This window comes from Streptomonospora mangrovi, assembly GCF_027604915.1.
Taxonomy (GTDB): domain Bacteria; phylum Actinomycetota; class Actinomycetes; order Streptosporangiales; family Streptosporangiaceae; genus Streptomonospora; species Streptomonospora mangrovi.
In genome coordinates this window covers 22,446-45,587 of the sequence record NZ_JAJAQC010000017.1, presented here as the reverse complement: position 1 = coordinate 45,587, position 23,142 = coordinate 22,446, and the positions used below count along the sequence as shown (strand labels likewise).

Genomic DNA, 23,142 nt, shown 5'->3' with positions numbered 1-23,142 from the left:
GGCGGACGATGACCGCGCGCCCGGCCCCGCGCCTCGCCTTGGCGCCGCGTCGCTGCCTCGGTCAAGCGTCCGAGGACCGGTGTTCACGGGCTCGGGTCGGCGCTTCCCCTCGGCGCCTCGACGCCACCTCAGCCAACCTCGGCCATCCGCCCTGCTGGCCGATGGCCGCGCGCCCGGCCCACCGCCTCACCTCGCCTGCCGCCCCCGCCCCCGTCCCCGTCCCCCCGTCCCCGGCGGTGGGTCCCACCGGGGACGGGAGAGGGGAGGGCGGCCGGAGTTGGAGGCCGCGAGCGCCGCCCCCGAACCCCCGCCCCCACGCCCCCACCCACCCCCGGCCGTCCTCAGTCGCCTCCGCCCGGAGCCGGACGGCGGGGGTCCAGCGGTCCCCGCAGGGACTCGGTGATCTCCCAGAGCCGCCGGGCGTCGGCCTCGTTCATCGACGCGGCCGACGACGCGCGCGGGGTGAACCGGTCGTAGTAGCGGCCGTTGGCGATGCCGGGCGCGGTGGCCAGGTGCGCCAGCGGCCTGCCGCCCTGGGAGGGGTGCAGCAGCGTCGGCCGCATCGCCTGGTACAGCAGCCACAGCGGCGGGTTGCGCAGCCCCGTTCCCCGGATCAGCCGGGTGCTGACCATCCCGGGGTGCAGGGCCGCGACCGTGAAGCGGGGAAAGCGGCGGTGGAACTCGTAGGTGAAGAGCAGGTTGGCCAGCTTGGTCCGGCTGTACGCCTGGAACATCGAGTAACGGCGGCTCTCCAGGTCGTCGAAGTCCAGGGTGACCCGCATGCCGGTCAGCGTCGTGTGGTGCCCCTCGGAGTTGGTGTTGACGACGCGCCCCTCGCCGCGCTCCAGCAGCGGCAGCAGCAGCCCGGTCATGGTGTAGGGCGCCAGGTGGTGCACCGCGAAGTTCATCTCGTGGCCCTCGGCGGTGACCTGGCGGGTGGGCAGCATGCCCCCGGCGTTGTTGACGAGGGTGTCCACCCGGTCGGTGAGGTCGGCGACCCGCCGGGCCACCGTCTCGATCCCGGCGTGCGTGGCGACGTCGCCGGTGATGAACACGGCGGGGCGGGCGCCGCCCGCGCGGGCGTTGACGGCGGCGGCCACGGACTCCCCGCGCCGGGTGTCGCGCCCGACGAGGATGAGGCGGTGTCCCTGGCGGCCGAGCCGCAGGGCGGCGTGGCGGCCGATCCCCGAGGAGGCGCCGACGAGCACGATCGTGCGCGGGCGGATCTCGGGGGCGGCCGAGGCGGCCGATGACGGGCTCATGGCGGCGGACCTCCGGCTACCTGGCCGCGCCGCTGTCGGCGGCGCCGTTGACACCGTTGGCGCCGTTGACACCGCTGGCGCCCTTGGCCCCGGCCCCGCCGGCCGCGTGCCCCGCTCCAGTCGCACCGGCCCGGTCCAAGCCCATGACCTGGCGGACCAGGCGGTCGCGGGTGCGCAGGGGCAGCGATCCCAGCAGCCCCAGGACGCGGGTGTCGCCGCCCACGCTGTAGCGGGCGCGGGGCCGGGACGCGGTGACGGCGGTGGTGATCGCGTCGGCGACCAGCCGGGGCGGGCCGGGCTTGGCGTTGGCCTGCATGCGCTCCACGGCGGCGACCTGGTCGCGGTAGAGCGCCAGCACGGCGGGGTCGGCCCCGGCCTGCGCCTTGGCGGCGGCCGCGGCGGCGGTGGCGAAGATGGGGGTGTCCATCGTGCCGGGTTCCACGACGACCACGTCCACGCCCAGGTGCGCCAGCTCCACCCGCAGCGCGTCGGAGATGGACTGGAGCGCGGCCTTGCTCGCCGAGATGGGGGCGAGGAAGGGGGCGGCCAGGCGGGCGGTTCCGGCGGTGACGTTGACGACGCGGCCGCGCCCGGCCCGCAGCAGGGGCAGGAACGCGCGGATGACGCGGGCGGGGCCGTAGACGTTGACGTCGAACTGGCGGTGCAGTTCGTCGTCGGGCACGACCTCCAGCGGCCCCTGGACGATGACGCCCGCGTTGTTGACGACGGCGCGCAGTGACGTGACGCCCTGGGCGCGAAGCTCGGCGGCTGCCGCGGCGACGCTCGCGGGGTCGGTGACGTCGAGCCGCACCGGGTGCACGCCGGTGCCGCGCTGGACCGCGTCGGGGTTGCGGGCCGCAGCGTAGACGCGGAAGCCCTTCGCGGTCAGCGCGCGGACGGCCTCGGTGCCGACTCCGCCGGTGGCCCCGGTGATCAGCACGGCCGCAGACGTGGTGGCGTCCGCCATGGGAAGGCCCTCTCTCTCCAGTCAATCGACACGTGTGTACCGACATGTCGGTATGTACATCTCAGAGGGTAGCCGTGGTTCGGGGCATGTCAAGATGGTGTTAGTGCTGATCACGAAGGAGCCAGGACATGTCGTTGCGCCACGGACTGCTGGGTCTGCTCGCGGAGGGCCCCGCGAGCGGCTACGACCTCGCGCGTCGATTCCAGGAGTCCCTGGGGCTGGTGTGGCCCGCGCAGCACCCGCGGATCTACGTCGAGCTGACCCGGCTGGCCAAGGAAGGGCTGGCCGAGGTCGAGAGCCACGGGCCGCGCGGGCGCAAGGCGTACCGCATCACCGACGCCGGGGTGGCGGAGGTGCGGCAGTGGCTCACGGCCGAGGACACCGACCACACGCTGCGGATGGAGACCGTGCAGCGGGCCTACTTCTGCTGGCTGATGGAGCCGGCCGAGCGCAAGGCGTACCTGGAGCGGGAGCGCGCGCACTTCACGGCGATGGCGGCGACGCTGCGCGGCTACGCGCAGGCCAAGGACCGCGGCGAGTGGGGCACCGCGCCGCCGACGCGCGCGATGCGGGTGGCGATCGAGGCCGGGATCAGGGTGAACGAGGCGCTGGCGGACTGGGCGCGGTGGGCGGAGGAGGCCGACGTGATGTCCGACGAGGGGTTCGGCGCCGCCGCCGGCCCTCCCGCCGACCCCTCCGCCGCCGCCGCCCCCTCGGGCGGGGTCCCCGGCGGGGACGCTGGCGGGAAGCCCGGCGGACACGGGCGCGCGGCCGGGGACGGCGGCGGGCGCGCGGCGGGCCGGGCCCACCGCACGCCGGAGGGCTCCGGTGGCACGGCTGCGGGCTCCGGCGGCGCCCCGCCGCACGAGGACGAGGAGCCGACGTCCTGACCCCGCCCCCGCCCCTGCCCTCGGCCGGGTCGTCGACCCCGGCCGGGGCCTCGCCGCCTCGGCGGCGCGCCGCCGCACCCGGCCCCCGCCGCGCGGCGGCCAACGCGGATAATCGAGGCATGGCTGCTGGGCGTGAGAAGGAGACGGTGACGGATCGGACGCTGGACGTCCTGGAAGCTCTGGCGCACACCTCGCGGCTGGCCGACATCGCGGCGGCCACGGACCTGCCCAAGCCGACGGTGCACCGCATCCTGCAACGGATGGTGGCGCGCGACTTCGTCCGCACCGACGGGCAGGGCCACTACACCGGCGGCCCGCGCGTGCTGTCGCTGGCGGGGCGCTACATGCGCCAGCTCGACCTGCCGCAGCGCTCCTACCCGGTGCTGAACCGGCTCCAGCAGAGCACGGAGTGGACGGTGCACCTGGCGGTGCTCACCGGCGACGAGGCGGTCTACGCCGCCAAGCTGGAGGGCTCCAAGCCCTACCACCTGGCATCGCGGGTGGGGATGCAGTTGGCGCTGCACTGCACCTCGGTGGGCAAGGCGATGCTGGCGCGGCTGCCCGAGGACCGGGTGCGCGCGCTGCTGGCGCGCACGGGGATGCCGCCGCGGACGCCGAACACCATCACCGACGAGGAGCGCCTGCGCGCGGAACTGGAGGCGGTGCGCGCCCGGGGCTACGCCGAGGACCGCGAGGAGAACGAACTGGGCGTCCACGCGGTGGGCGCCGCCATCACCGACTACACCGGCGAGGTGGTGGCGGGGGTGAGCGCGGCGGCGCTGGTCCACCTGCCCACGGAGGGCACCGCCGCCTGGCGGGGCGAGCAGGTCGCGGCGGCGGCCCGTGAGATCTCCGGCCTGCTGGGGGCGCCCTGAGCGCCGAACCGGGTGGCCAGGCCGGCGGCGGGCCGACCCCCGGCGAGAGGGATCCGGCGAGGAGGATTCCGGCGAAGGGGATTCCGGGGCGCGAGATCCAGCGGAGGGGGTCCGGGGCGGCGGGAGGCCGCCCTCATCCGAGCGTCTCCGAGCGTCAGGTGACCTGCTTGAGCTGAGCCGACATGAAGGACCGCACCTCGTGGCCGCGCGCGGCCATGTCCCAGGCGTAGCCCAGGGTCTCGCGCTGGTCGCCGAACAGGCCGTAGAGGCGGCGGCCGGCGGTGACCTGGTCGCCGGTCTCGGTGCGCAGAACCGCGTCGGTCACCAGTTCCACGCGGCTGGCGAAGACGGTGCCCAGGTAGACCTCGGTGTAGCCCTCGGGGTGGGAGATCAGCGTCTCGACGTGCACCGGCGCGGCGTCGGGCTCGGCGGGCGCCGCGGCCTCGGCGGGGCGGCAGCGCCAGTAGCCGGACTCCGACGTCCACAGGTCGGCCAGCGAGCCGTCGGACGTCAGCCGCCACACGCGGCTGCGGTAGGTCAGGTGGGGGCCGCCGTCGTTGGTGAACTCGATCTCCTGGCCGAACTGGAACTCGTCCATGTCCGCGTAGCCGGCGACGCCGACGCCTTCCCAGCGACCGATCAAAAACGACAGCTTCTCCAGATCGGGGTGCACCTCGGGCTGCATAGTCCCCGAGCGTAACGGGCGCGGCCGGGTGGGCCGTACGCAGCGCGCCGCCGGGCCGGAGCCGGGGTGACACTTCGTGTTCGCCGCGCGGGGTGCGTAATCCAACTGTTATTCACGGTCCGGTCTCTCCTCTCAGGTATTACGGTGTTCACTCGAACACGCGCGGGCGCTCGCCGGTCGGGACGCGGCGCCGCGCCGTGCCCGGGGTCCCCGCGGCACCTGGTAAAGAGGATGCAATCCGCGGCGCGGCGGGGCGGCGCGTACGCAGACATCCCACTCGCGACCCAGAGAGGCGGCCTTCAATGCTGGTGATCATCGGGGTGGCCCTCCTGCTCGGCGCGCTGGTGCTGGCACCGCTGGCGGTGCGGGCGCTGCGCCGGTGGTCGCACCAGCGCGACCTGGAGCAGGTGCGGCCGCGCGCCTTCGCGCGCCGGGTGGGCGGCCTGGTGACCGTGTCGGGTGTGGCGGTGCCGGGGCCGGCCGGGCCGATCGAGTCGCGGCTGGCGCGCCACGACTGCGTGTGGCACGGCCACGAGGTGCTGCGGCACTACTGGTCGCTGACGCAGGACGCGGCCACGGGCGAGCGGGTGCGGGTGCGCGACTGCGACTCCATCGCCGACTACGCGTCCACGGAGCGGTTCGGGATCGTCGCCGACCCCGAGCGCCCCCGCGACCCGATGCCGCTGCTGGTGGAGCCCGAGGACGCCGCCCTCAAGGGCGCGGACCTGTGCCTCCAGCGGGTGGTGGGCCGCCCGCAGCGGGGGGTCCCGGCGCCGGCCGACGACCTGCTGCCGCGGGTGAAGGGCCGCATCTCGGGGCTGTTCCGCGGCGAGACGATCGAGTTCGAGTACCGCGAGTGGATCATCCGCCCGGGGGAGCCGGTGGTGGTGACGGGCCGCCTGGAACTGCGTGAGGGCCACCCGGTGATCACGGCCCCGCAGGACGGCCGCCTACGCATCGAACACGGCCACCCGGCGGAGGAGCCGCCGGCGGCGGACCGCGCCAACGCCCTGCTGCTGTGCGGCGGAGCGCTGGTATCGGCCTGCGCGGGCCTGCTGCTGACCCTGGCGGGAGCCTGACCGCCCGAGGCCCGCGGAAGCCCGCCCGGGGTCATGAGGAGCCGGGCGCCGAGGTGCTGAAGCCCGCCCAGGCGGGGATGTGCGAGGACCGGCCCGGGTGCGGGAACGGGCACCGGGGCGTGTCGGAAGCGTCACCGGGCGCCGCTACGCTTCCCCCATGGACCGCACACTCGTGATCAAGGCCACGGCAGGCCACGACGACCCCGAACGCTGCAACCAGGCGTTCACGGTCGCGGCGGCCGCGGTGGCCAGCGGCGTGCAGGTGTCGCTGTGGCTGACCGGTGAGGCATCGTGGTTCGCGGTCCCCGGCCGCGCCGCCGAGTTCACCCTGCCGCACGCGGCCCCCCTGCCCGACCTGCTGGAGTCGGTACTGCTGGCGGGCACCCTCACGGTCTGCACCCAGTGCGCCGCCCGCCGCGAACTCACCCAGGCCGACCTCATGGAGGGCGTCCGCATCGCCGGAGCCCCCACCTTCGTAGAGGAAATCACCCGCCAGGGCGCCCAGGCGCTGGTGTACTGACCCGGCCGCCCGTCGGGGAGGGAGTCCGGCGTCCAGGGCCAGGCGGGGACGTGGGTCCACATCCACCACAGCGGAAGCGACCAGTCAGGGACGGGCACCAACAGCCCATCCCCGTCGCCTTACGCCCGCGCGCGGGCTCTGGCACCATCCCGTCATGAACCTCGAACCGCTGTCGGCGGTGGCGGTGGCCGCGCTGGGCCTGGCGGGCGTCTACCTCCAGAGCCGGCGCAAGGAGCACGCCTACGACGAGATCAAGCATGAGTTGGAACTGCTGTCCCTCCTCCCGGAAAACAGCGAGATGCGCGGCCCGTTGCAGTCCCGCATCGAAAGCTCCCTGGCCGACCTGATCGCCAACCGCTCCAGAAAGTCCCGCGACTGGACGGGGATCTCGTTCGCGTCCTTCCTCCTGGCGGTGGCGGCGGCCCTGGCGTTCCCCATGCTGCAAGGCGGCTGGTGGTGGCTCCTGTCCATCCCGGTCGCCATCTGCACCATGTTCGGACTCGTGGGCTTCTTCGACTCCCTAGCCCTCACCGAACGCGACGCCTCGGGCAAAAGGATCGTCCCCCCACCGCCCAGCCCTCCGGCCGCAGACAAGGACGCCCAACCCTGACCGCGCACCCGGCGCGCTATCGGTGGCCGACCCCGCACACGCGGTCCCGTCAACAAGGTCTCCTCGGCAGAACCGGCGGGCCGAAGCGCCACACGGTTTCCCGGAAGCGACCGCACAGCGAAAAGCCCCCTTCCAGCGGCGGAACCGCAGGCAGGGGGCTCGTTTGTGGGCTTGCTACTTCTTGCCCTGGTTCTTGACGGCCTCGATGGCGGCCTTGGCTGCCTCAGGGTCTAGGTACTCTCCGCCCTGCTTGCGCGGGGTGAAGTCGTCGTTGAGGTCGTAGACGAGCGGGATGCCGGTGGGGATGTTGAGGCCGGCGATGGTCTCGTCGTCGATCTTGTCGAGGTGCTTGACCAGCGCGCGCAACGAGTTGCCGTGGGCGGCGACCAGGACGGTGCGGCCGGCGGCGAGGTCGGGGACGATGACGTCGTACCAGTAGGGCAGCATGCGGTCGACCACGTCGGCCAGGCACTCCGTGCGGGGCATCAGCTCGGGCGGGAGTTGGCCGTAGCGGCGGTCGTTGGCCTGCGAGTAGGGGTCGTCGTCGGCGATCGGCGGCGGCGGGGTGTCGTAGGAGCGGCGCCAGACCATGAACTGCTCTTCGCCGTACTCCTCACGGGTCTGAGCCTTGTTCTTGCCCTGCAAGGCGCCGTAGTGGCGCTCGTTGAGGCGCCAGGAGCGGCGCACGGGCAGCCAGTGCAGGTCGGCCGCTTCGAGCGCGATGTTGGCCGTGCGGATCGCGCGCTTGAGCACCGAGGTGTGCACGATGCCGGGCCGGAGGTCGGCGTCGCGCAGCAGCTCCCCGCCCCTGCGCGCCTCCTCCTCGCCGGTGGCCGACAGGTCGACGTCCACCCAGCCGGTGAACAGCCCTTCGGCGTTCCAGACACTTTCGCCGTGTCGCAGTAGAACGAGAGTCGCCATGGTGGCCAGCCTAGCGACTGGCGCGCCGACGGCGGTCCAACGGCGGCCCTACGGGGGGATACGGGGGCGTGAATGGTCCAGACCATTGACCCCCTTCCATCCCGCTGCGGGCGAACTCCTAGCCGCGCGCGGGCGGGGCCTCCCGGTCCTCCGCCGCGGCCGCCTCGGTGTCCTCCTCCACCAGGTGGCGGAACGCCTCCAGGTTGCGCAGGCTGTGGCCGCGCCGGTGGCGCCAGTCCCACTCCTTGCGGATGGAGGTGGCGAACCCGCGCTCCAGGGCGCCGTTGAAGTTGTCGTCGGAGTAGCTGAGCACGCAGCCCAGCAGCCGGTCGACCTCCTCGGGGGTGATGCCCGCCAGCGGGAGGCGGCCGGCGATGTAGACGTCGCCGACCTCGTCGGCGGTGAACGCCATGCCGTACATGGCATCGTTCTTTTGCAGCAGCCACCGGTAGAACTCGGCGTCGTTCTCGTCGGGGCGGCGGCAGAAGAACGTCTTCACCAGCAGGCTGTGCTCGCCCACGCTGATGACGACCATCGTCTTGAGCTTGCGCCGGCCGGGCAGCGCCACGACGAACGACTCGGGGGAGGACCGCTCGACCTCGAGTTCGGCCTCCTTGACGGCGGCCTCGACGGCGGCGATGGCGGCCGCCCTGACTTGCTCTGACATGCGTCCTCGAAACTGTCGACCCTGGCCGGCGGGCGGGCGCCCATCCCGGCTGTCCCCGCCGCGATCCGGTTCGCCTCCCGCCGGCGTCCTCTGCCGTCTTTCCCTTCCGCCGCGGTCGCCGCCGCTCCCGCGGCGCGCTCCCTCATGCTTTCGCGGCGGCCTCTACTGCCCCGCGGCGAGCGGGAGGCGCCCGCCGACCAGGGTCTCACGGTAGATCCCGAGGAGACCGTCGACCGTGGCGTCCCACCCCAGCCCGGCCGCGTGGCGCACCCCCTCGGCGCCCAGGCGCGCCCGCCAGGCGGGCTCGCGGACCATGCGGTGCAGCACCCGCGCGTAGTCCTGGGGAGAGTGGCCGTCGATGAGCACGCCCGACGCCCCGTCGCGCACCGCCGTGGGCAGCCCGCCCACCCGCGAGGCCACGACCGGGGTGCCGCACGCCTGGGACTCCACGGCCACCAGCCCGAACGACTCCGAGTAGGAGGGCACCACCGTGGCGGTGGCGGCCCGGTAGTAGGAGACGAGTTCGGCGCGCGAGCGCGGCGGCTCCCAGCGGACGATGTCGGCCACGCCCAGCGAGCGCGCCAGTTCGGCGAGCATGCGCGGCTGGGACAGGTCGCCGCCCGACAGCCCGCCGACGATCGCCACCACGAGGCGGTCGCGCAGCGCGGGGTCGCGCTCCAGCAGCGCGGCGGCGGCCCGCAGCAGCACGTCGGGGGCCTTGAGGCGCTGCACCCGGCCCACGAAGAGGAGCAGTTCGGCGTCGGCGGGCAGCCCCACCGCGCGCAGCGCCTCCCTGCGGGAGCCCGGGGTGAACAGCTCCAGGTCCACGCCCGGCGCCACGGTGCTGACGCGGCCGGGGTCGGCGCCGTAGTGGTCGATGAGCTGGCCGCGCTCCACGGCGGTGTTGGCGACCAGGTGGTCGGCCTGGCGCACGAGTTGGTCCTCGCCGCGCACCCGGTGCTCGGGCTCGGCGGTGTCGCCCTCGGCCAGCGCGAGGTTCTTCACCCGGGCCAGGGTGTGCATGGACTGCACGAGCGGCACGCCCCAGCGGTGCGCGGCGGCCAGGCCGGCGCGGCCCGACAGCCAGTAGTGGCCGTGGACGAGGTCGTAGTGGCCGGGTTCGTTGCCCGCCTCGGCCTGGAGGACCCCGAAGATGAACGGGCACAGGTAGTGCGCCAGGGCGTGCTTGTCGAGGGAGCCGTAGGGGCCGGCGGGGATGTGGTGGACGGTGACGCCGGGCAGCATCTCCACGACGGGCGGCTGGTCGGGGGCGGTGGCCCGGGTGAACACGTCGGTGGCGATGCCGCGCCGGGCGAGCCGCTTGGCGACCTCGACGGTGTAGACGTTGAGCCCGCCGGCGTCGCCGCTGCCGGGCTGCTCCAGGGGAGAGGTGTGCATGCTGACCGACGCGATCCGGCGGGGCGGGTCGGCGGCGTGGGGCGCGGCGGGGTCCGCGAGGGGCGGCGCGGCGGCCGGGGGGGTGGAGGGGCCGACGGATGCGCTGGGCGGGGCGCCGGCGGGTGCGCCGGGCGGGGCGCCGCCCGGCCGGGGTCTGCTCCCGGGGGCGGCGGGTTGGGTCTTGGGCGCGTCAGGACTGTCCGGCACCACTTGCAGTCGTCCCCTTCCCGGTGCTCATCGGCCTGTCTGCCCGGTCCGGCCGCGCTGCCGGAGCGCGCGCTCCCACCGCGCCCGGCACGGGGCGGCCGAACGCGGGTTTTACGTCTCGTTCACACAACAGGGCCGGGCCGCACGGTGTTCCATGATGGACGCGCAGTGTCGGGAAGGGTTCACCCGGGGTGGCCCCAAGGGGTCCCAGGGGGTCCGAAATGCACCCAAAGGCTACGAAAGGCTTCTGAGAGGCCCAGAGGACCCTCCGGGGCGGGCGCCGCGTCGGCCCCGCCCGCGTTCGCGCCCGGCCGCGCCCGCCCGGGCGCGGCTCAGTTGCCGCCCGGTGCCGCCATCGGCGCGGTCCAGCCCTCCACCAGGAAGTCGACCGCCTGCGGGAAGGTCGGCACCCAGGTCTCGAAGTCGTGGCCGCCCTTGGGGAACAGCGTCTCGACGGTCATGTCGCGCTCGCGCAGCAGGCCGGCGAAGCGTTCGGCCTCGCCGTGGATGCTGCCCTCCTGCAACGGGGTGTGGTCGTCCTTGCCCTCGATCAGCATGAACCTGATGTCGCGGACGCCGGGGTCGTCGAGGAGCTGGTCGGGCGCGTGGGCGTCGGGGTTGTCGCCGAAGGTGTCGCTGGGGTCGTCCACCTTGAAGTAGCCGGCCCAGCTCACCGCCTGGGAGTAGGTGTCGGGGTGGCGCAGCGGCAGCGCGGCGGCGCCGTAGCCGCCCATGGAGAACCCGCCGATGGCGCGTAGCTGGCGGGGGCGGGTGTGGTCGCCCTCGACGGCCTCGATCGCCTTCTCGGTGACGAAGGTCTCGATGTGGAACTCGCCGTCGGCGTCGTCGCCCCATTCGGTGTCGCGCCCGCCGACCTCCTGGCCGAAGGGCGCGGCGATCACGAACTCCACGCCGGTGCGGCACATCTGCTCGTCCATGGCCTTGCCCACGCCGGCGTCGCGGACGTCGAAGTGGGTGGTGGTGGAGCCGTGCAGGAGGTACAGCACGGGCAGGTCGGCGCTGTCGGGGCCGGGCGGGCGGCGCACCCAGATGGGGCGCTCGCCGTCGGGGGCGCCCTTGTCGGGGACGGTGATGATCTCGTCGGTTCCGGCCCGCTCGCACGAGGCGACCTCGCCGGGGCGCGGGTGCACGGCCGGGGCGTCCTGCGCGGCGCCGGGCAGGAACGCGGCGCCGGCCACCGGGGCGCTGGCGCCGGGCGGGTCCTCGTCGGCCCGCAGCGAGGCGAGCGTGCCCGCGGTGGCTACCACGAGTGAGGAAGCCACGAGCACCGCGGTTCTGCGTGAGAGCGTCGTGAACACACCGAGGTCCTAAGGGTCAAGGTCAAGGGAATGGTCCGGGGTCAGCCGAGCGCGCGTGCGAAGGCTTGATACGCTTCCCTGCCGAACAGCACGAACCGGACCTCACCCACTGTAGTCGACGCATCCTGGGTGGCGACCGCCCGGACGGTGCGCACCGCGATGCGGGCGGCGTCCTCCAGCGGCCAGCCGTAGACCCCGGTCGATATCGCGGGGAACGCCACCGTGCGCGCGCCCAGTCCGGCGGCCACCCGCAGGCTGCCGCGGTGGCAGGCGGCCAGGGTGGCCGACCGGTCCTCGCGGAGGCTGTGGACGGGTCCCACGGTGTGGATGATCCAGGTGGCCGGCAGGTCCCCGGCGGGTGTCGCCACCGCCTCCCCGGCCGGCAGGCCCTCGGGCAGGGTGGTGGCCCGCAGTTCCCGGCAGGCGGCCAGGACGCTGGGGCCGCCCCGGCGGTGGATGGCGCCGTCCACGCCGCCCCCGCCCAGCAGGGTGGAGTTGGCGGCGTTGACGACCGCGTCCACGCGCTGCTCGGTGATGTCGCCCTCGACCAGGGTGATGTCCATCGCGTTCCTCTCTCGGCCGTATCCGGGTGCGCCTCCAGTGTGGGCCGTTCCCCGCGAGGGCCGCCGCCGCTTTCGCGTGCTCGCGCCGAAGGCGTTCCACTACCCTCCGCGCGGGGGTTGCGCCTCCGCGCGGAGGGTTGCGACGGCCCTCCGGGGGGCGGCTGCGGCGGTGCCCGCCCGCCCGGGGGATGGGGCCGGTGAGGTGCGCAAAGCCCGGTGTGGCAGGGGGTCTGGGAGTTCACGAATCGGAAACGCGCCCCGCGACAGCGTGTAGTACTACCCGGGGTAGACTCCGGTTCATGAATCGGCTCGGCGACCTCGAACGCGCGGTGATGGATGTACTGTGGCAGCGGAACGAGCCTTTGACGGTCCGTGAGGTGGGCCGTGCTCTGGCGGACCGCGACCTCGCGCACACGACTGTCATGACCGTGCTCGACCGGCTCGCCAAGAAGGGGGTCGTCGCACGGGCTCGCGAAGGACGCGCGTGGCGCTACCGCCCGGCGGCCAGCCGGGAGAACTACGTCTCGGAGCTGATGTTCGACGCGCTCGGCCAGACGGGCGACCGCGATGCCGCCCTGGCCGCGTTCGTCCGCTCGATGAGCGGTCCCGAGGCCGAGGCGCTGCGCCGCGCGCTCGCGGAAATCGACGAGCCGAGGACGTAGCCGAATGGTCAGTGCCGCACTGCTCACCACCATCGCGGTTGGCTGCTTCGTGGCCGCGGCACGACTCCGGCGGGCCTCCTGGCCCGCGCGCGGACCCTACGTCGCCGTGATCGCCTGGCAGGTGCTGGGCCTGGCCTGGGGCTTCTCCACCATCGGCGCGCTGCTGGCCTTCGGTCTGGCGCCCTACGGCCGCGGCGTCATCGGCGGGTTGTTCGCGCTGACCGAGGACGCCTGGGCGCACGACCTCTACCTGTCGCGGATCTCGGGCACCACGCTGGGCGCCAGCCAGGTGGGCGCGGTGGTGCTCGCCTTCAGCCTGACCCTGCTGCTGTTCAGCGGGTTGACGGCGTCGTTCGTGCAGGTGCTGCGGGTGCGCCGCCGCCACCACGACCTGCTGCGGCTGGTCGCCCACGACGACCCCGAGGTCCCCGGCGCGCGCATCCTGGACCACCCCACCGCCGCCGCCTACTGCCTGCCGGGCGTGCTGCGCTCGGAGGTGGTGATCAGCGCGGGCGCGCTCAAGGTGCTCGACCCCAGCGAGCTGGCCGCCGTCATCGCCCACGAGCACGCCCACCTGCGCCAGCGCCACGACCTGGTGCTGCTGCCGTTCTCGTCGCTGAAGCGGGCGTTTCCGCACGTGAAGGTGGTCGAGACCTGCTACCGCGCGGTGGCGCTGCTGATCGAGATGTGCGCCGACGACCAGGCGCGGCGGGAGCGGTCGCCGCGCGAGCTGGCGATGGCGCTGCTGCGGTTCGGCGCCTCGGGGGCCTCGCCGGTCCCGGCGGGGGCGCTGGCGGTCACCACCGACGAGCCCGAGGTGCTGACCCGGGTGTCGCGGCTGCTGAACCCGGCCAAGGCGCTGACGCCGTCGCAGAGCGCGGGCGTGCTGGGCGCGGCCGTGCTGCTGATGGCGGCGATCCTGACCCTGTGGCACGTGCCGCTGTAGCCGCGCGGGCGAGGTGGGGCACGACGGCGGCTCCTTCGCCGCCGGTCGGCGTGCCGCTGCGGCCGCGCGGGCGGGTGCGGGGCGGCGCCCCGTCGGGGCGGCGCTGAGCGGGCACCATCGCGGGGTGCGGGCCGTTTAGTGTGGGAGAGGCCGGCGGCCCGCCGCCGGCCCGTCAGCCGCCGTCTGAGGTTCGGAGGGGTCCTGTGCTCGGCACGCTGAGTTTGGTGTGGTGGCTCATCTACGTCGCGATCTTCGTGACCAGCCTGTTCGCCCTGGTCGACGCCGCGCGCACGCCCTCCCAGGCGTTCCCCGCCATGGACAAGCAGACCAAGAAGATGTGGCTGATCCTGCTGGGGGTCTCCACGTTCGTGTCGTTCAGCGCGGTGTTCACCTCAGTACGGTTCTTCGTCTTCATCGCGCTGATCGTCGCGCTGATCTACCTGCTCGACGTCCGCCCGGCCGTGCGCGGTATCGGCCGCAAGGACGGGCCCTACGGCCCCTGGTAGCACCGGGTGCGCCTGGGCGGCGACGCCCTCGGCCGGCGGGCCGGGGTCCGCGCCCTGCGCACGGCCGCCGGCTCCCCCCTCCACAGCGGCCCGGGCGGCCCCCGGGCGCGCGGTCGGCGCCGCGAGCGCGCCGGCGTCCTCCTGGGCGCGCGGGTGCGCGCGTTCGGCCAGCAGCTCCACCGCCTCCGCCATCACCATCGCGTACACCGGGTCGCTGGTGTAGAGCGAGTGGCCCAGCACCTCCGGGCACAGCGCCTCGCCGGGCCGCACCCCGTAGTCGCGGGGGTCGGGCAGCGGCTCGGCGAACTCCACGGGGTGGGGGCCACCCTCCCGCGCCACGCACACCGGCCCGCCGATGGGGTCGGTGGCCCGCCACAGGTTGCGCCAGCACAGCGCCCGGGAGCCCAGGTCGCCCAGTGACGCCGGGCCGAAGTAGGCGGGGAAGTAGCGGGCGTAGAGCCGCGACAGCGGCGAGCCGTGGGTGAGCAGGACGATCCGGCCGCCGAGCCGGCGGGGGAGCTGCCACAGGGTGGCCGCCGCCAGGACCGACCCCTGGGAGTGGCCCGAGAGCACCACCCCGGTGCCCTCCTCGGCCATGTGCGCCACCCGCGCCGCCAGTTGGGGCACGGCGCGCTCGCCGTAGCTGGGCGGGGCCAGGGGGTGGGCCAGGCGGGGCCAGAACGTGCCGACGTCCCAGAGCACGCCCACGGCCTGGCGGGTGGGCTGGTTGCGGTAGGCGGTTCCGCCCAGCCACATCAGGGCCAGCAGGAACGCGCCGCCCAGGAACGAGCCCACGGTGACCATCACGGTGACGGCGGACTGGAGCGCGCCGGCGGTGACCGACTCGGGGCCGCCGGTGGTGCGGGTGCCGCCGCCTTCGGGCACGGCGGTGAGGTGGCCGGTGATCGCCGAGTACAGCACGAGCGCCACCAGCAGGCCCACCGGCACCAGCAGCGCGGCCACGCAGGCGGGCAGGAGTTCGGTGACGTCGCCGAAGGCGCGGGCGCGGGCGATCTCGCGGGTGCGGGCGGGGTCGTCGGCCCCGGGGTACATGACCCGTACGGTGCGCTCCTCCTCGGGTGCGCGGCGGCGCAGCACCACCAGGAGGGCCGCCGCGCACGCCAGCGCGATGGCGCCCTCCATGGTGAAGGCCAGTTGCAGCCAGGAGTAGGCGCCGGCGGGTTGCAGGCTGATGCAGCCGTCGTCCTCGGCGCCGGGGTAGTAGCAGCCGCCCAGCCAGCCGGCGGCCTGGTAGACGGTGGCGGCCGACAGCGCGCCGCCCAGCAGGGTGCCCAGGATCGCGGCGGCGGGTCCGGCGGTGCCGCTGAGGGGGGTGCTGGCGCGGGTGCCGCGCCGCAGGTGCAGGACGATGGCGGCGGCCAGCAGCACCGCGCCCAGCACGCACTGCACCGCGAACAGGGTGTTGAGGATGGTGCTGTACCAGGGGAGGGCGCCGTGGGCGCTCCACCCGGGGCGGGGCCACAGCGCGTAGGCCAGGGCCGCGACGAGCAGCCCCAGCGACAGGTCGCGGGCGACGCGGCAGACGAGGTCGGCCAGCCGGTGGCGGCGCGGGGTGTCGTCGGGCAGCACCACGCCGGCGGCGCTGAGCAGGACCACGGCGGCGGTGAGGACGGCGAGGGCGGCGCCGAGGGGTCCGGGTCCGCTGAGGCCGTCGGCGGTCAGGGGCGGGGCCAGCAGCAGCGCGGTGACGACGGCGACCGCCGTGGCGATGTGGGCGGAGCGCAGCCGGGCGGTGGTGGGTTCGCGGCGCCAGAACCCGGGGGTGCTCAGCGGCGCCTCGCCGGCGGGGTCGGGGTCGGGCAGGGCGCCGGTGACGGTGTAGGCGGCGGTGCGCCGCGACAGCCGCCACAGCACCGCCACCACCAGCAGCGGCAGCAGCGCGCCGACGGCCAGGGCGCGCGCCGGCTCGGCCATCGCCGCGCCGGGGGCCGACAGGGGGCCCAGCAGCGGGCGGAGTTCGGCGCAGGCGGCGCCGTGGCCGGCGCACTGCCAGCCGATGAGGTCCATGCCGATGCCGGCGGCGGCCAGGATGAGCAGGGCGGTGAGGCTGAGCGCCAGCAGCCGCACGGCCGAGCCGAACACGGCGTCGGCGGCGGCGCCGAGTTGGGAGCGGGGGTCGTCGAACCGGCCGGGCCGCATCCAGTAGGCGATGTTGACCAGCATGAACGGTAGGAGCAGCAGCCACAGCGCGCGGGAGGAGCGACCGGAGGTGAGGGTGCCCCAGGTGAAGATCTCGCGGGGGACGTCGGGCACGGTCTCGGTGTCGGGTTTGCGCCGCCAGCGGAAGAAACCGGCCAGGCGGTCGCCGGAGACCCGCACGGCGGGTTCGACGTCCAGCAGTTCCTCGGCCTCGCCCCCGCTTACCCCGTGGACCCGCAACTCCACCGCGCGTAGCTGCATGCCGCGATTTTCGCACGCGGCGCCGGGGCGTAGGCGGGATAGGGCGGTCCGGATTTGCCCGTGGCGGGGCGGCGCGGGGCCGGAAACCGGTGCGCCCGCGCGTTTCGGGTGCGCGGGGGTGCGCCGGTGCGGGGTGCGGGCGGCGCCGCAGGCCGGGTGACCAGGTCGTTCGCCGCCGAGGCGGTGCGGCGGGCGGGCGCGGCGGGGCCGCTACTGCACGAGGGCGTCGTCCTCAACGGCCCAGGTGTTGCAGGCCCCCGGCGACTGGTCGGCCATGCCGTGCTCCAGCCACAGGACGCTGTTCTCGGCCGAGCCGTGGGTGCGGTCCTCCTCGGGGCCGTTCTCGCGGTCGGCGGTGGCGGCGGCGTCCTCCAGCACGGCGTCGACGTCGGCGTCGGTGAGGGGGTAGGTGACCCGCACGGCGCCGAGGAAGACCCCGGCCAGGCAGTTGGCCTGGAGTTCGCTCTTGCGGGTCCACACGTTCTGGTCGATGCGGGTGGTCTCCAGGCTGCGCTGGTGGTGGTAGTACTCCAGCAGCCCGGCCTCGCCCTGGACGTGGTGACCGTACTCGTGGGCCAGGAGCGAGGCGTAGACGGCGCTGGTGTCGTTGCCGCCCCACTTGTCGACCACGTCGGAGGTGCCGATGTAGATGCTCTTGACGGCGCGGCAGTAGAACGCGCCGGCCGCCGAGGGGTAGGCGCGGCAGGGGCTGGTGCCGGGTTCGCTCCAGAACACCCGGCGGGGCGGTTCGAAGGGGACCCCGGCCTCGCGGAACTGGCGCGCCCAGGCGTCGTCCAGGCAGTCGGCGACGGTGTTGAGGAAGCGCTCCATGGACGCGGGGTCGCGCACGTGGAGGTCGGGGGCGGGGCAGGGCAGCGGCATCAGCCGGCCGGTGTTGTAGAGGGGGTTGGCCACCAGGGCGCTCTGGCCCGAGGGGCGCTGGGTGTCGCCCTGGTCGGGGGAGGCACCGGCCTGGGGCGGGGCGGCGGCACCCGGCCCGGCGCCGGGGGTGTCGCCGACCACGGCGATCCCGGTGAGGGCGGTGAAGGCGGCCAGCAGCGCGGCCAGGGCGGCGTAGAGCGCGCCGCGGCGGCGCGCGGGCGCGGCGGTGCCGCCGGCGGGGCCGGGGAGGGTCGCCATGGCGGGCGGGGCGGGTCAGCCGCCGTGCGGCCGGGCGGCGGCGCGTGGGGCGGTCAGCGGGCGCGTGGTGTTCAATCGACCAGTTCCTCCCGCGCCTCCCAGGTGTTGCACGCCGCCGGGTCGACCCGGTCCATGCCGTGCGCCGTCCACAGGCGGCCGTTCTCGGGTGAGCCGTGGGTGCGGTCGCCGGAATTGTAGTCGCCCCGGCGCTCGGCGTCGTCGAGGACGGCGTCGTGTTCGGCGGCGCCGAGGGGGTAGGAGCCGGCGGCGGCGCCGAGGAACACCCCGCCCAGGCAGTTGGCCTGGAGTTCGCTGCGCCGGGTGAGGAGGTCCTGGGCGGCGGGGTCGTCCTCGGCGGCGCGGGTGTGGTGGAAGTACTGGAGGACGCCGGCCTCGCCCTGGACGTGGTGGGCGTACTCGTGGCTGAGCAGGAAGGTGTAGGTCTCGCGGCGGGTGCTGTCGTTGGAGCTGTCGACGATGTCGGAGATGCCGAGGTAGAGGCCCTTGTTGGCCTGGCAGTAGAACGCGGCGGTGCCGGCCGTGGGGAAGTTGCCGCAGGGGCTCTGCCCGGCGGTGTACCAGTAGATGCGGCTGGGGGGCTCGAAGTCGGCGCCGGTGCCGGCGAACTGGTCGGCCCAGGCGCGGTCGAGGCAGTCGGTGATGTCGTGGAGGAAGTTCTCCATGGAGGTGGGGTCGTGGGCGTCGAGCGGGGGCGCCTCGCACTCGACCTCGGCCATGGCGCCGGTGGCGTAGAGGGGGTTCTGGGTGAGGACGTCGGAGCCGGTGTCGTCGCCGGCGGGGGTGTCGTCGGCGGCGGGCGCGGTGCCGGCGGGCAGGCCGGTGGCGGGGCCGGCGTGGGCGGGCGGGCCGAACATGGCCGAGACGCTGAGGAACGCCGCCAGGCCGATGGCGGCCAGCCCGGTGCACAGCACGATGCTGACGCCGGTGCCCAGCCGCTGGCGCGGGGGCCGGCGGGCGTAGCGGGGCAGCGGGGCGCGCCGGCCGGTGGCCGCCGTGCCGAACCCTCCGAAGCGTTCTGCCACGCGCTGGTCCCCCTCCCCGTTCGGTATACGTCCGTGTGTGCGGCAGCGCGACCGCACCACACCGATTATGGCGGTAGGCGGCGACAAGTTCGGGTGCCGCGTCGGCGGCGGCGCTCGCGTACCGGCCGCCCGACGTCGACCGATAGGCTCTCACGACATGGGCGGGACAGGACTTGCGCGTGCGGCGGCCGCGGCCGTCGTGCTGGCCGTGTCCGCCTCCGGCCCGGCGCTGGCCGAGCCGGCCGCCCCCGCCGAGCCCTCCCCCGCGGAGTCGCTGCCCGCGGCGCTGCCCGGTGACGACGAGCGCCGCCAGACCAGCAACGCCATCCGACTGGAACTGGGCGAGAACGGCGTCCTGCACGCCGAGGAGGCCATCTCCTTCGGCGCCGAGGTGCCCGAGGAGTTCGTGCGCACGCTGGTGGTGCGCGAGCCCTACGACGCCGACCACGACCGCCTGTTCGAGGTGAGCGACGTCTCAGCCGTGGACGTCTCCGGCGGCGCGGTCGAGGTGGAGCGCGCCGAGCGCGACGGCACCCTGGACCTGCGCATGGACACCGAGGGCCGCTCGGAGGTGGTGCTGCGCTACACCGTGCGCGGCGCCGTGGACCCGGTGGGCACCGGCACCGAGCTGGAGTGGACCGCCGTGGGCGGTTACAGCGCGCCCGTCGCCGAGACCACGGTGGTGGTGGACGCCGCCGTGCCGCCCAGCGCGCTGTCGTGCACCGCCGGCGCCCCGCGCAGCTCCATCTACTGCACCTCCTCCGACATGGGCGGCCACCAGGCGCTGCTGGCGCGGTTCCTCCAGACCGACATGGAGCCGGGCGACTCCCTCTACATCGTGGTGGGCTACCCGGCCGGCTCGATCGGCGGCGAGGCGATCCTGGCGCGCAACTGGACCCTCCAGTCGGCGTTCGCCATCACCCCGGCCACCGCCACCGTCTTCGGGCTGCTGCTGCTGGTGCCGGTGGGCGGGCTCGTCGCGCTGATCCGCATCCGCGGGCGCGACGAGCGCGCCCTGCGCAGCGAGGCGGCGGCCGGGCGGGCGCCGGTGGCCGCCGACGGCGGCGGCAGCGGCGAGCCCGACGCGGTGCGGTTCCGCCCGCCCGACAACGTCCACCCCGGCCAGATCGGCACGCTCATCGACGAGCAGGCCGACGTGGTCGACATCACCGCCACCGTGGTGGACCTGGCGGTGCGCGGCCACCTCACCATCCGCGAACTGCCCCACGCCCAGTACTCGGCGACCGACTGGCGGCTGGACAAGCGGCCCGGCCCCGTGGACGACGACCTGCTGCCCTATGAGCGGATGCTGCTGGACGCGCTGTTCCACCAGTGGCACCAGGTCAAGCTGTCGGAGCTGGGCCGCAGCGAGTTCCCGGCGCGGCTGTCGGAGGTCCGCGACGAGCTGTACCGCGACATGGTGCGGCTGAAGTGGTTCGCCAACCGGCCCAACGTGGAGCGCAACCGGTGGGCCACCGTGGGCATCGCCATCACGGTGGTGGGGGTGGCGCTGACCGTGCTGCTGGCGGTGTTCACCCAGGCGGCGTTCACCGGGCTGGCCGTGGTGATCGCCGGCGCCGCGGTGACGGTGGGCGCCCAGTTCATGCCGGCCAAGACCCGGCAGGGCAGCGTGGTGTTCGCCCACACCCTGGGCTTCCGCGACTACCTGCTCAGCGCCGAGGCCGAGGACGTGCCGCCCCGCCACCGCGTGGCGCTGTTCTCGCGCTACCTGCCCTACGCGATCATCTTCGACAACGTCGACCGGTGGGCGGCGATCCTGGCCTCGGCCACCAGCGAGGACCCCGCCGACGGGCTGCCGTGGTACGTCGGCCCCGACGACTGGCAGCTCCAGGACTTCGCCGACTCCATCCGGTCCTTCGCGCTGACCCTGACCGGGGTCATCTCCAACACGCGCCAGTTCCGCACGCTGCGCTGAGGCGCCGCGCGCGGCACACCCGGCGGCCCGGCGCCGCCGCCGTCCTGGAAGGGGGATCCGCATGCGGGCGGTCCTGCAACGGGTGTCGCACGCCCGGGTCACGGTGGCGGGCGCCGTCACCGGCGAGATCACCGGCCCGGGCCTGCTGGCCCTGGTGGGGGTGACCCACACCGACACCGCCGCCGAGGCGCGCCGCATGGCGGCCAAGATCTGGGGCCTGCGGATCCTGGAGGGCGAGCGGTCGTGCTCCGACGCCGGCGCGCCGGTGCTGGTGGTCAGCCAGTTCACGCTGTACGGGGACGCCCGGAAGGGCCGCCGGCCCACCTGGCAGGCGGCGGCCCCCGGTCCCGTGGCCGAGCCGCTGGTCGACGCCGTTGTCACTGAGCTGCGCGACCTGGGAGCCCACGTCGAGACGGGGGAGTTCGGCGCGATGATGTCGGTTGCGCTGACGAACGAGGGGCCGTTCACCGTCGTCGTCGAGGTGTGAACGGCGGCCGGCGGCGACGCTGCCGCTGGGTGTACCCGGCACCGGGCCGGGCGGTGGGTGCGCGCCGGTGAGGGCCGGTGCGCGCTGGTGGGGCGCCGTCGCGGGCGCGGGGGCTACTCCGCGGCCACCGGCTCGAACTTGTAGCCCAGGCCGCGCACCGTGACGATGAACTCGGGGTTGCCGGGGTCGGTCTCGATCTTGGCGCGCAGCCGCTTGACGTGGACGTCGAGGGTCTTGGTGTCGCCCACGTAGTCGGCGCCCCACACGCGGTCGATGAGCTGCATGCGGGTCAGCACCCGGCCGGCGTTGCGCAGCAGGACCTCCAGCAGCTCGAACTCCTTGAGCGGCAACTGGATGTTCTCGCCGCGCACCGTGACCACGTGCCGCTCCACGTCCATGCGGACGGGGCCGGCCTCCAGGGCGGTGGGCAGCAGCGCCTCGTCCTCGCCGCGGCGGCGCAGCACCGCGCGGATGCGGGCCACGAGTTCGCGGGAGGAGAACGGCTTGGTGACGTAGTCGTCGGCGCCCAGTTCCAGACCGACGACCTTGTCGATCTCGGAGTCCTTGGCGGTGAGCATGATGACCGGGACGTTGGACTTCTGCCGCAGGGTCCGGCACACCTCGGTGCCGGGCAGGCCGGGCAGCATCAGATCGAGCAGCACCAGGTCGGCCCCGGTGCGGTCGAACGTCTCCAACGCCACCGTTCCGGTCGGTGCGACCGCGACCTCGAACCCTTCCTTGCGCAGCATGTACGAGAGGGCATCGCTGTAGGATTCCTCGTCCTCAACGACGAGTACACGCGTCACTGTGCTGCCTCCTGATTGGTGTTCTCACCGGGGCTGAGCGGCTCCCGGGTCTGGGCGCGGGGCAGACGCAAGGTGAACGTCGACCCCGATCCCTCCTTGCTCCACACGGTCACTTCCCCGCGGTGGTGGGTCATGATGTGCTTGACGATCGCCAGGCCGAGGCCGGTGCCTCCGGTGGCCCGGCTCCGAGCGGCGTCCACACGGTAGAACCGCTCGAAGATGCGTTCCAGGTCCTGGGCGGGGATGCCGATCCCCTGGTCGGCGACGCTGATCTCGACCATGTCGTCGACCGCCTCGGCGGTGACCGAGACCCGGGTGCGCTCGGGGCTGTAGGCCACGGCGTTGGCCACCAGGTTGCGCATGGCGGTCACCAGCAGCCCTTCGTCGCCCAGCACGGTGGCGTCCTCGGTGCCGCTGGCCACCAGCTCGATCTCCTTGGAGTCGGCGGCCATGCGCACGGCGTCCAGCGCCTCGTCGACGACGCTCTCGACGGAGATGCGGTCGGGTTCGGCCATCGGCTCGGCGCCCTGGATGCGCGACAGGGTGATGAGGTCCTGGATGACGCTGGTCAGCCGGGCGGCCTCCTGCTGCATGCGGCCGGTGAAGCGGCGCACCGCCTCGGGGTCGTCGCTGGCGTCGGCCACGGTCTCGGCCAGCAGCGACAGCGCGCCGACCGGGGTTTTGAGCTCGTGGCTGATGTTGGCGACGAAGTCGCGGCGCACGGCCTCGACGCGGCGGCGCTCGGTCTGGTCCTCGGCCAGCACCAGCACCAGCCCGGTGCCGCCCAGGGGGGCCACGCGCACCGCGAAGGAGGTGGAGTCGGGGCCGAACTTGTGGACGGCGACCTCGATCTCGGTCTCGCGGATCACGCCGTCGCGGCGCACCTGGCGGGCCAGGGCCAGCAGGTCGCTGATGACGAGTTCGTCGCCGCGCACGATGCCGTAGGCGCGGGCGGCGGAGCTGGCGCGCAGCACCCGGTCGGCGGAGTCGAGGACGACCGCCGAGGAGGGCAGCGCGGCGAGCACCTCGGCGATGCCGGCGGGCAGTTCGGTCCGGCGCTGCGGCTCGTGGGGGCGAGGGCCGCCCGACTCGCTGATGCGGAACGCCAGACCCGCCGCGACGCCTGTCACGAGGCCGACGAGTCCCGCTATAGCGGCGAGCAGTTCTCCTTGCACAGTCCGATCGTAAGCGGCGGCTGGCCTGCTTTACCCTTCTGACCACGGGTTACAACC

At 74.3% G+C, this 23,142-nt stretch carries 23 protein-coding genes; 10 read left to right on the top strand and 13 right to left on the bottom strand.

Annotation, left to right across the window (positions count from 1 at the left end):
* Nucleotides 1-341 precede the first annotated feature (341 nt).
* Together LG943_RS12005 and LG943_RS12000 are read right to left on the bottom strand one after the other, a co-directional pair.
* A complete protein-coding gene (locus LG943_RS12005) occupies nt 342-1,262 on the bottom strand; it encodes an SDR family NAD(P)-dependent oxidoreductase (protein WP_270072329.1) in 921 nt (306 codons plus the stop codon).
* A 16-nt stretch (nt 1,263-1,278) separates the two neighbouring features.
* Entirely contained in the window at nt 1,279-2,229 is a 951-nt protein-coding gene (locus LG943_RS12000; RefSeq protein ID WP_270072328.1) for an SDR family NAD(P)-dependent oxidoreductase, read from the bottom strand.
* Between the two features lie 128 nt (nt 2,230-2,357).
* Between LG943_RS12000 and LG943_RS11995 the strand changes: the two genes are divergently transcribed.
* Both LG943_RS11995 and LG943_RS11990 read left to right on the top strand, forming a co-directional pair.
* Nucleotides 2,358-3,119 carry a PadR family transcriptional regulator gene (locus LG943_RS11995; protein ID WP_270072327.1) on the top strand — a complete coding sequence of 254 codons (762 nt, stop codon included), beginning with the start codon at nt 2,358-2,360 and terminating at the stop codon, nt 3,117-3,119.
* 119 nt (nt 3,120-3,238) lie between these two features.
* The gene (locus LG943_RS11990; protein ID WP_270072326.1) at nt 3,239-3,994 is read left to right on the top strand and encodes an IclR family transcriptional regulator; all 756 of its coding nucleotides are present in this window, start codon (nt 3,239-3,241) and stop codon (nt 3,992-3,994) included.
* Between the two features lie 154 nt (nt 3,995-4,148).
* Here the strand turns inward: LG943_RS11990 and LG943_RS11985 are convergent, their stop codons facing one another.
* Nucleotides 4,149-4,679: a nitrobindin family protein gene (locus LG943_RS11985; RefSeq protein ID WP_270072325.1), complete on the bottom strand. Its 531-nt coding sequence runs from the start codon at nt 4,677-4,679 to the stop codon at nt 4,149-4,151.
* A 302-nt stretch (nt 4,680-4,981) separates the two neighbouring features.
* On the opposite strand from LG943_RS11985, the gene LG943_RS11980 reads away from it, so the two are divergent.
* From LG943_RS11980 to LG943_RS11970, 3 genes are all read left to right on the top strand, one after another.
* Nucleotides 4,982-5,758 carry a GIDE domain-containing protein gene (locus LG943_RS11980; protein WP_270072324.1) on the top strand — a complete coding sequence of 259 codons (777 nt, stop codon included), beginning with the start codon at nt 4,982-4,984 and terminating at the stop codon, nt 5,756-5,758.
* A gap of 157 nt (nt 5,759-5,915) precedes the next feature.
* Nucleotides 5,916-6,278 (top strand): DsrE family protein, encoded by a 363-nt coding sequence (locus LG943_RS11975; protein WP_270072323.1) that lies wholly within the window; start codon nt 5,916-5,918, stop codon nt 6,276-6,278.
* 154 nt (nt 6,279-6,432) lie between these two features.
* Nucleotides 6,433-6,888, top strand: a complete 456-nt coding sequence (locus tag LG943_RS11970) for a hypothetical protein (protein WP_270072322.1) — start codon at nt 6,433-6,435, stop codon at nt 6,886-6,888.
* 174 nt (nt 6,889-7,062) lie between these two features.
* Here the strand turns inward: LG943_RS11970 and LG943_RS11965 are convergent, their stop codons facing one another.
* The 5 genes from LG943_RS11965 to LG943_RS11945 form a co-directional block, all read right to left on the bottom strand.
* Nucleotides 7,063-7,809, bottom strand: a complete 747-nt coding sequence (locus tag LG943_RS11965; protein ID WP_270072321.1) for a phosphoglyceromutase — start codon at nt 7,807-7,809, stop codon at nt 7,063-7,065.
* 118 nt (nt 7,810-7,927) lie between these two features.
* The gene (locus LG943_RS11960; RefSeq protein ID WP_270072320.1) at nt 7,928-8,476 is read right to left on the bottom strand and encodes a YbjN domain-containing protein; all 549 of its coding nucleotides are present in this window, start codon (nt 8,474-8,476) and stop codon (nt 7,928-7,930) included.
* Between the two features lie 162 nt (nt 8,477-8,638).
* The gene (gene mshA, locus LG943_RS11955) at nt 8,639-9,889 is read right to left on the bottom strand and encodes a D-inositol-3-phosphate glycosyltransferase (RefSeq protein WP_270072407.1); all 1,251 of its coding nucleotides are present in this window, start codon (nt 9,887-9,889) and stop codon (nt 8,639-8,641) included.
* Nucleotides 9,890-10,413: 524 nt separating this feature from the next.
* Entirely contained in the window at nt 10,414-11,400 is a 987-nt protein-coding gene (locus LG943_RS11950) for an alpha/beta hydrolase (protein WP_270072319.1), read from the bottom strand.
* Between the two features lie 41 nt (nt 11,401-11,441).
* Nucleotides 11,442-11,963 carry an O-acetyl-ADP-ribose deacetylase gene (locus LG943_RS11945; RefSeq protein ID WP_270072318.1) on the bottom strand — a complete coding sequence of 174 codons (522 nt, stop codon included), beginning with the start codon at nt 11,961-11,963 and terminating at the stop codon, nt 11,442-11,444.
* A gap of 299 nt (nt 11,964-12,262) precedes the next feature.
* On the opposite strand from LG943_RS11945, the gene LG943_RS11940 reads away from it, so the two are divergent.
* The 3 genes from LG943_RS11940 (at nt 12,263) to LG943_RS11930 (ending at nt 14,077) form a co-directional block, all read left to right on the top strand.
* Nucleotides 12,263-12,625, top strand: coding sequence for a BlaI/MecI/CopY family transcriptional regulator (locus LG943_RS11940; protein ID WP_179768829.1), 363 nt, complete (start codon nt 12,263-12,265; stop codon nt 12,623-12,625).
* Nucleotides 12,626-12,629: 4 nt separating this feature from the next.
* Complete coding sequence (locus LG943_RS11935; RefSeq protein WP_270072317.1) at nt 12,630-13,571, top strand: M56 family metallopeptidase; 942 nt, start codon at nt 12,630-12,632, stop codon at nt 13,569-13,571.
* A 203-nt stretch (nt 13,572-13,774) separates the two neighbouring features.
* Nucleotides 13,775-14,077, top strand: coding sequence for a DUF2516 family protein (locus LG943_RS11930; RefSeq protein WP_270072316.1), 303 nt, complete (start codon nt 13,775-13,777; stop codon nt 14,075-14,077).
* Here LG943_RS11930 and LG943_RS11925 read toward each other — a convergent pair.
* From LG943_RS11925 to LG943_RS11915, 3 genes are all read right to left on the bottom strand, one after another.
* Nucleotides 13,964-16,498, bottom strand: a complete 2,535-nt coding sequence (locus LG943_RS11925; RefSeq protein ID WP_270072315.1) for a hypothetical protein — start codon at nt 16,496-16,498, stop codon at nt 13,964-13,966. The two genes, LG943_RS11930 and LG943_RS11925, sit on opposite strands and share 114 nt — an antisense overlap.
* A 210-nt stretch (nt 16,499-16,708) precedes the next feature.
* Nucleotides 16,709-17,638 (bottom strand): neutral zinc metallopeptidase, encoded by a 930-nt coding sequence (locus LG943_RS11920; protein ID WP_270072314.1) that lies wholly within the window; start codon nt 17,636-17,638, stop codon nt 16,709-16,711.
* A 71-nt stretch (nt 17,639-17,709) separates the two neighbouring features.
* Entirely contained in the window at nt 17,710-18,681 is a 972-nt protein-coding gene (locus LG943_RS11915; RefSeq protein WP_270072313.1) for a neutral zinc metallopeptidase, read from the bottom strand.
* A gap of 157 nt (nt 18,682-18,838) precedes the next feature.
* On the opposite strand from LG943_RS11915, the gene LG943_RS11910 reads away from it, so the two are divergent.
* Nucleotides 18,839-20,617 (top strand): DUF2207 domain-containing protein, encoded by a 1,779-nt coding sequence (locus LG943_RS11910; RefSeq protein ID WP_270072312.1) that lies wholly within the window; start codon nt 18,839-18,841, stop codon nt 20,615-20,617.
* 61 nt (nt 20,618-20,678) lie between these two features.
* Nucleotides 20,679-21,104, top strand: coding sequence for a D-aminoacyl-tRNA deacylase (gene dtd, locus LG943_RS11905; protein WP_270072311.1), 426 nt, complete (start codon nt 20,679-20,681; stop codon nt 21,102-21,104).
* A 113-nt stretch (nt 21,105-21,217) separates the two neighbouring features.
* On the opposite strand, the gene LG943_RS11900 is transcribed toward dtd, so the two are convergent.
* Entirely contained in the window at nt 21,218-21,910 is a 693-nt protein-coding gene (locus tag LG943_RS11900) for a response regulator transcription factor (protein ID WP_179768836.1), read from the bottom strand.
* Complete coding sequence (locus tag LG943_RS11895; protein ID WP_270072310.1) at nt 21,907-23,085, bottom strand: sensor histidine kinase; 1,179 nt, start codon at nt 23,083-23,085, stop codon at nt 21,907-21,909. The genes LG943_RS11900 and LG943_RS11895 overlap by 4 nt, the downstream gene beginning before the upstream one ends.
* Nucleotides 23,086-23,142 lie beyond the last annotated feature (57 nt).

Excerpts from the sequence above, each read along its gene's own strand:
- LG943_RS11935 (WP_270072317.1), top strand. The coding sequence starts at position 12,630 with ATGGTCAGTGCCGCACTGCTCACCACCATCGCGGTTGGCTGCTTCGTG.
- LG943_RS11960 (WP_270072320.1), bottom strand. The coding sequence starts at position 8,476 with ATGTCAGAGCAAGTCAGGGCGGCCGCCATCGCCGCCGTCGAGGCCGCC.
- LG943_RS11980 (WP_270072324.1), top strand. The coding sequence starts at position 4,982 with ATGCTGGTGATCATCGGGGTGGCCCTCCTGCTCGGCGCGCTGGTGCTG.
- LG943_RS11995 (WP_270072327.1), top strand. The coding sequence starts at position 2,358 with ATGTCGTTGCGCCACGGACTGCTGGGTCTGCTCGCGGAGGGCCCCGCG.
- dtd (WP_270072311.1), top strand. The coding sequence starts at position 20,679 with ATGCGGGCGGTCCTGCAACGGGTGTCGCACGCCCGGGTCACGGTGGCG.
- LG943_RS12005 (WP_270072329.1), bottom strand. The coding sequence starts at position 1,262 with ATGAGCCCGTCATCGGCCGCCTCGGCCGCCCCCGAGATCCGCCCGCGC.
- LG943_RS11940 (WP_179768829.1), top strand. The coding sequence starts at position 12,263 with ATGAATCGGCTCGGCGACCTCGAACGCGCGGTGATGGATGTACTGTGG.
- LG943_RS12000 (WP_270072328.1), bottom strand. The coding sequence starts at position 2,229 with ATGGCGGACGCCACCACGTCTGCGGCCGTGCTGATCACCGGGGCCACC.
- LG943_RS11965 (WP_270072321.1), bottom strand. The coding sequence starts at position 7,809 with ATGGCGACTCTCGTTCTACTGCGACACGGCGAAAGTGTCTGGAACGCC.
- LG943_RS11970 (WP_270072322.1), top strand. The coding sequence starts at position 6,433 with ATGAACCTCGAACCGCTGTCGGCGGTGGCGGTGGCCGCGCTGGGCCTG.
- LG943_RS11925 (WP_270072315.1), bottom strand. The coding sequence starts at position 16,498 with ATGCAGCTACGCGCGGTGGAGTTGCGGGTCCACGGGGTAAGCGGGGGC.
- LG943_RS11975 (WP_270072323.1), top strand. The coding sequence starts at position 5,916 with ATGGACCGCACACTCGTGATCAAGGCCACGGCAGGCCACGACGACCCC.
- LG943_RS11945 (WP_270072318.1), bottom strand. The coding sequence starts at position 11,963 with ATGGACATCACCCTGGTCGAGGGCGACATCACCGAGCAGCGCGTGGAC.
- LG943_RS11990 (WP_270072326.1), top strand. The coding sequence starts at position 3,239 with ATGGCTGCTGGGCGTGAGAAGGAGACGGTGACGGATCGGACGCTGGAC.
- LG943_RS11985 (WP_270072325.1), bottom strand. The coding sequence starts at position 4,679 with ATGCAGCCCGAGGTGCACCCCGATCTGGAGAAGCTGTCGTTTTTGATC.
- LG943_RS11920 (WP_270072314.1), bottom strand. The coding sequence starts at position 17,638 with ATGGCGACCCTCCCCGGCCCCGCCGGCGGCACCGCCGCGCCCGCGCGC.
- LG943_RS11910 (WP_270072312.1), top strand. The coding sequence starts at position 18,839 with ATGGGCGGGACAGGACTTGCGCGTGCGGCGGCCGCGGCCGTCGTGCTG.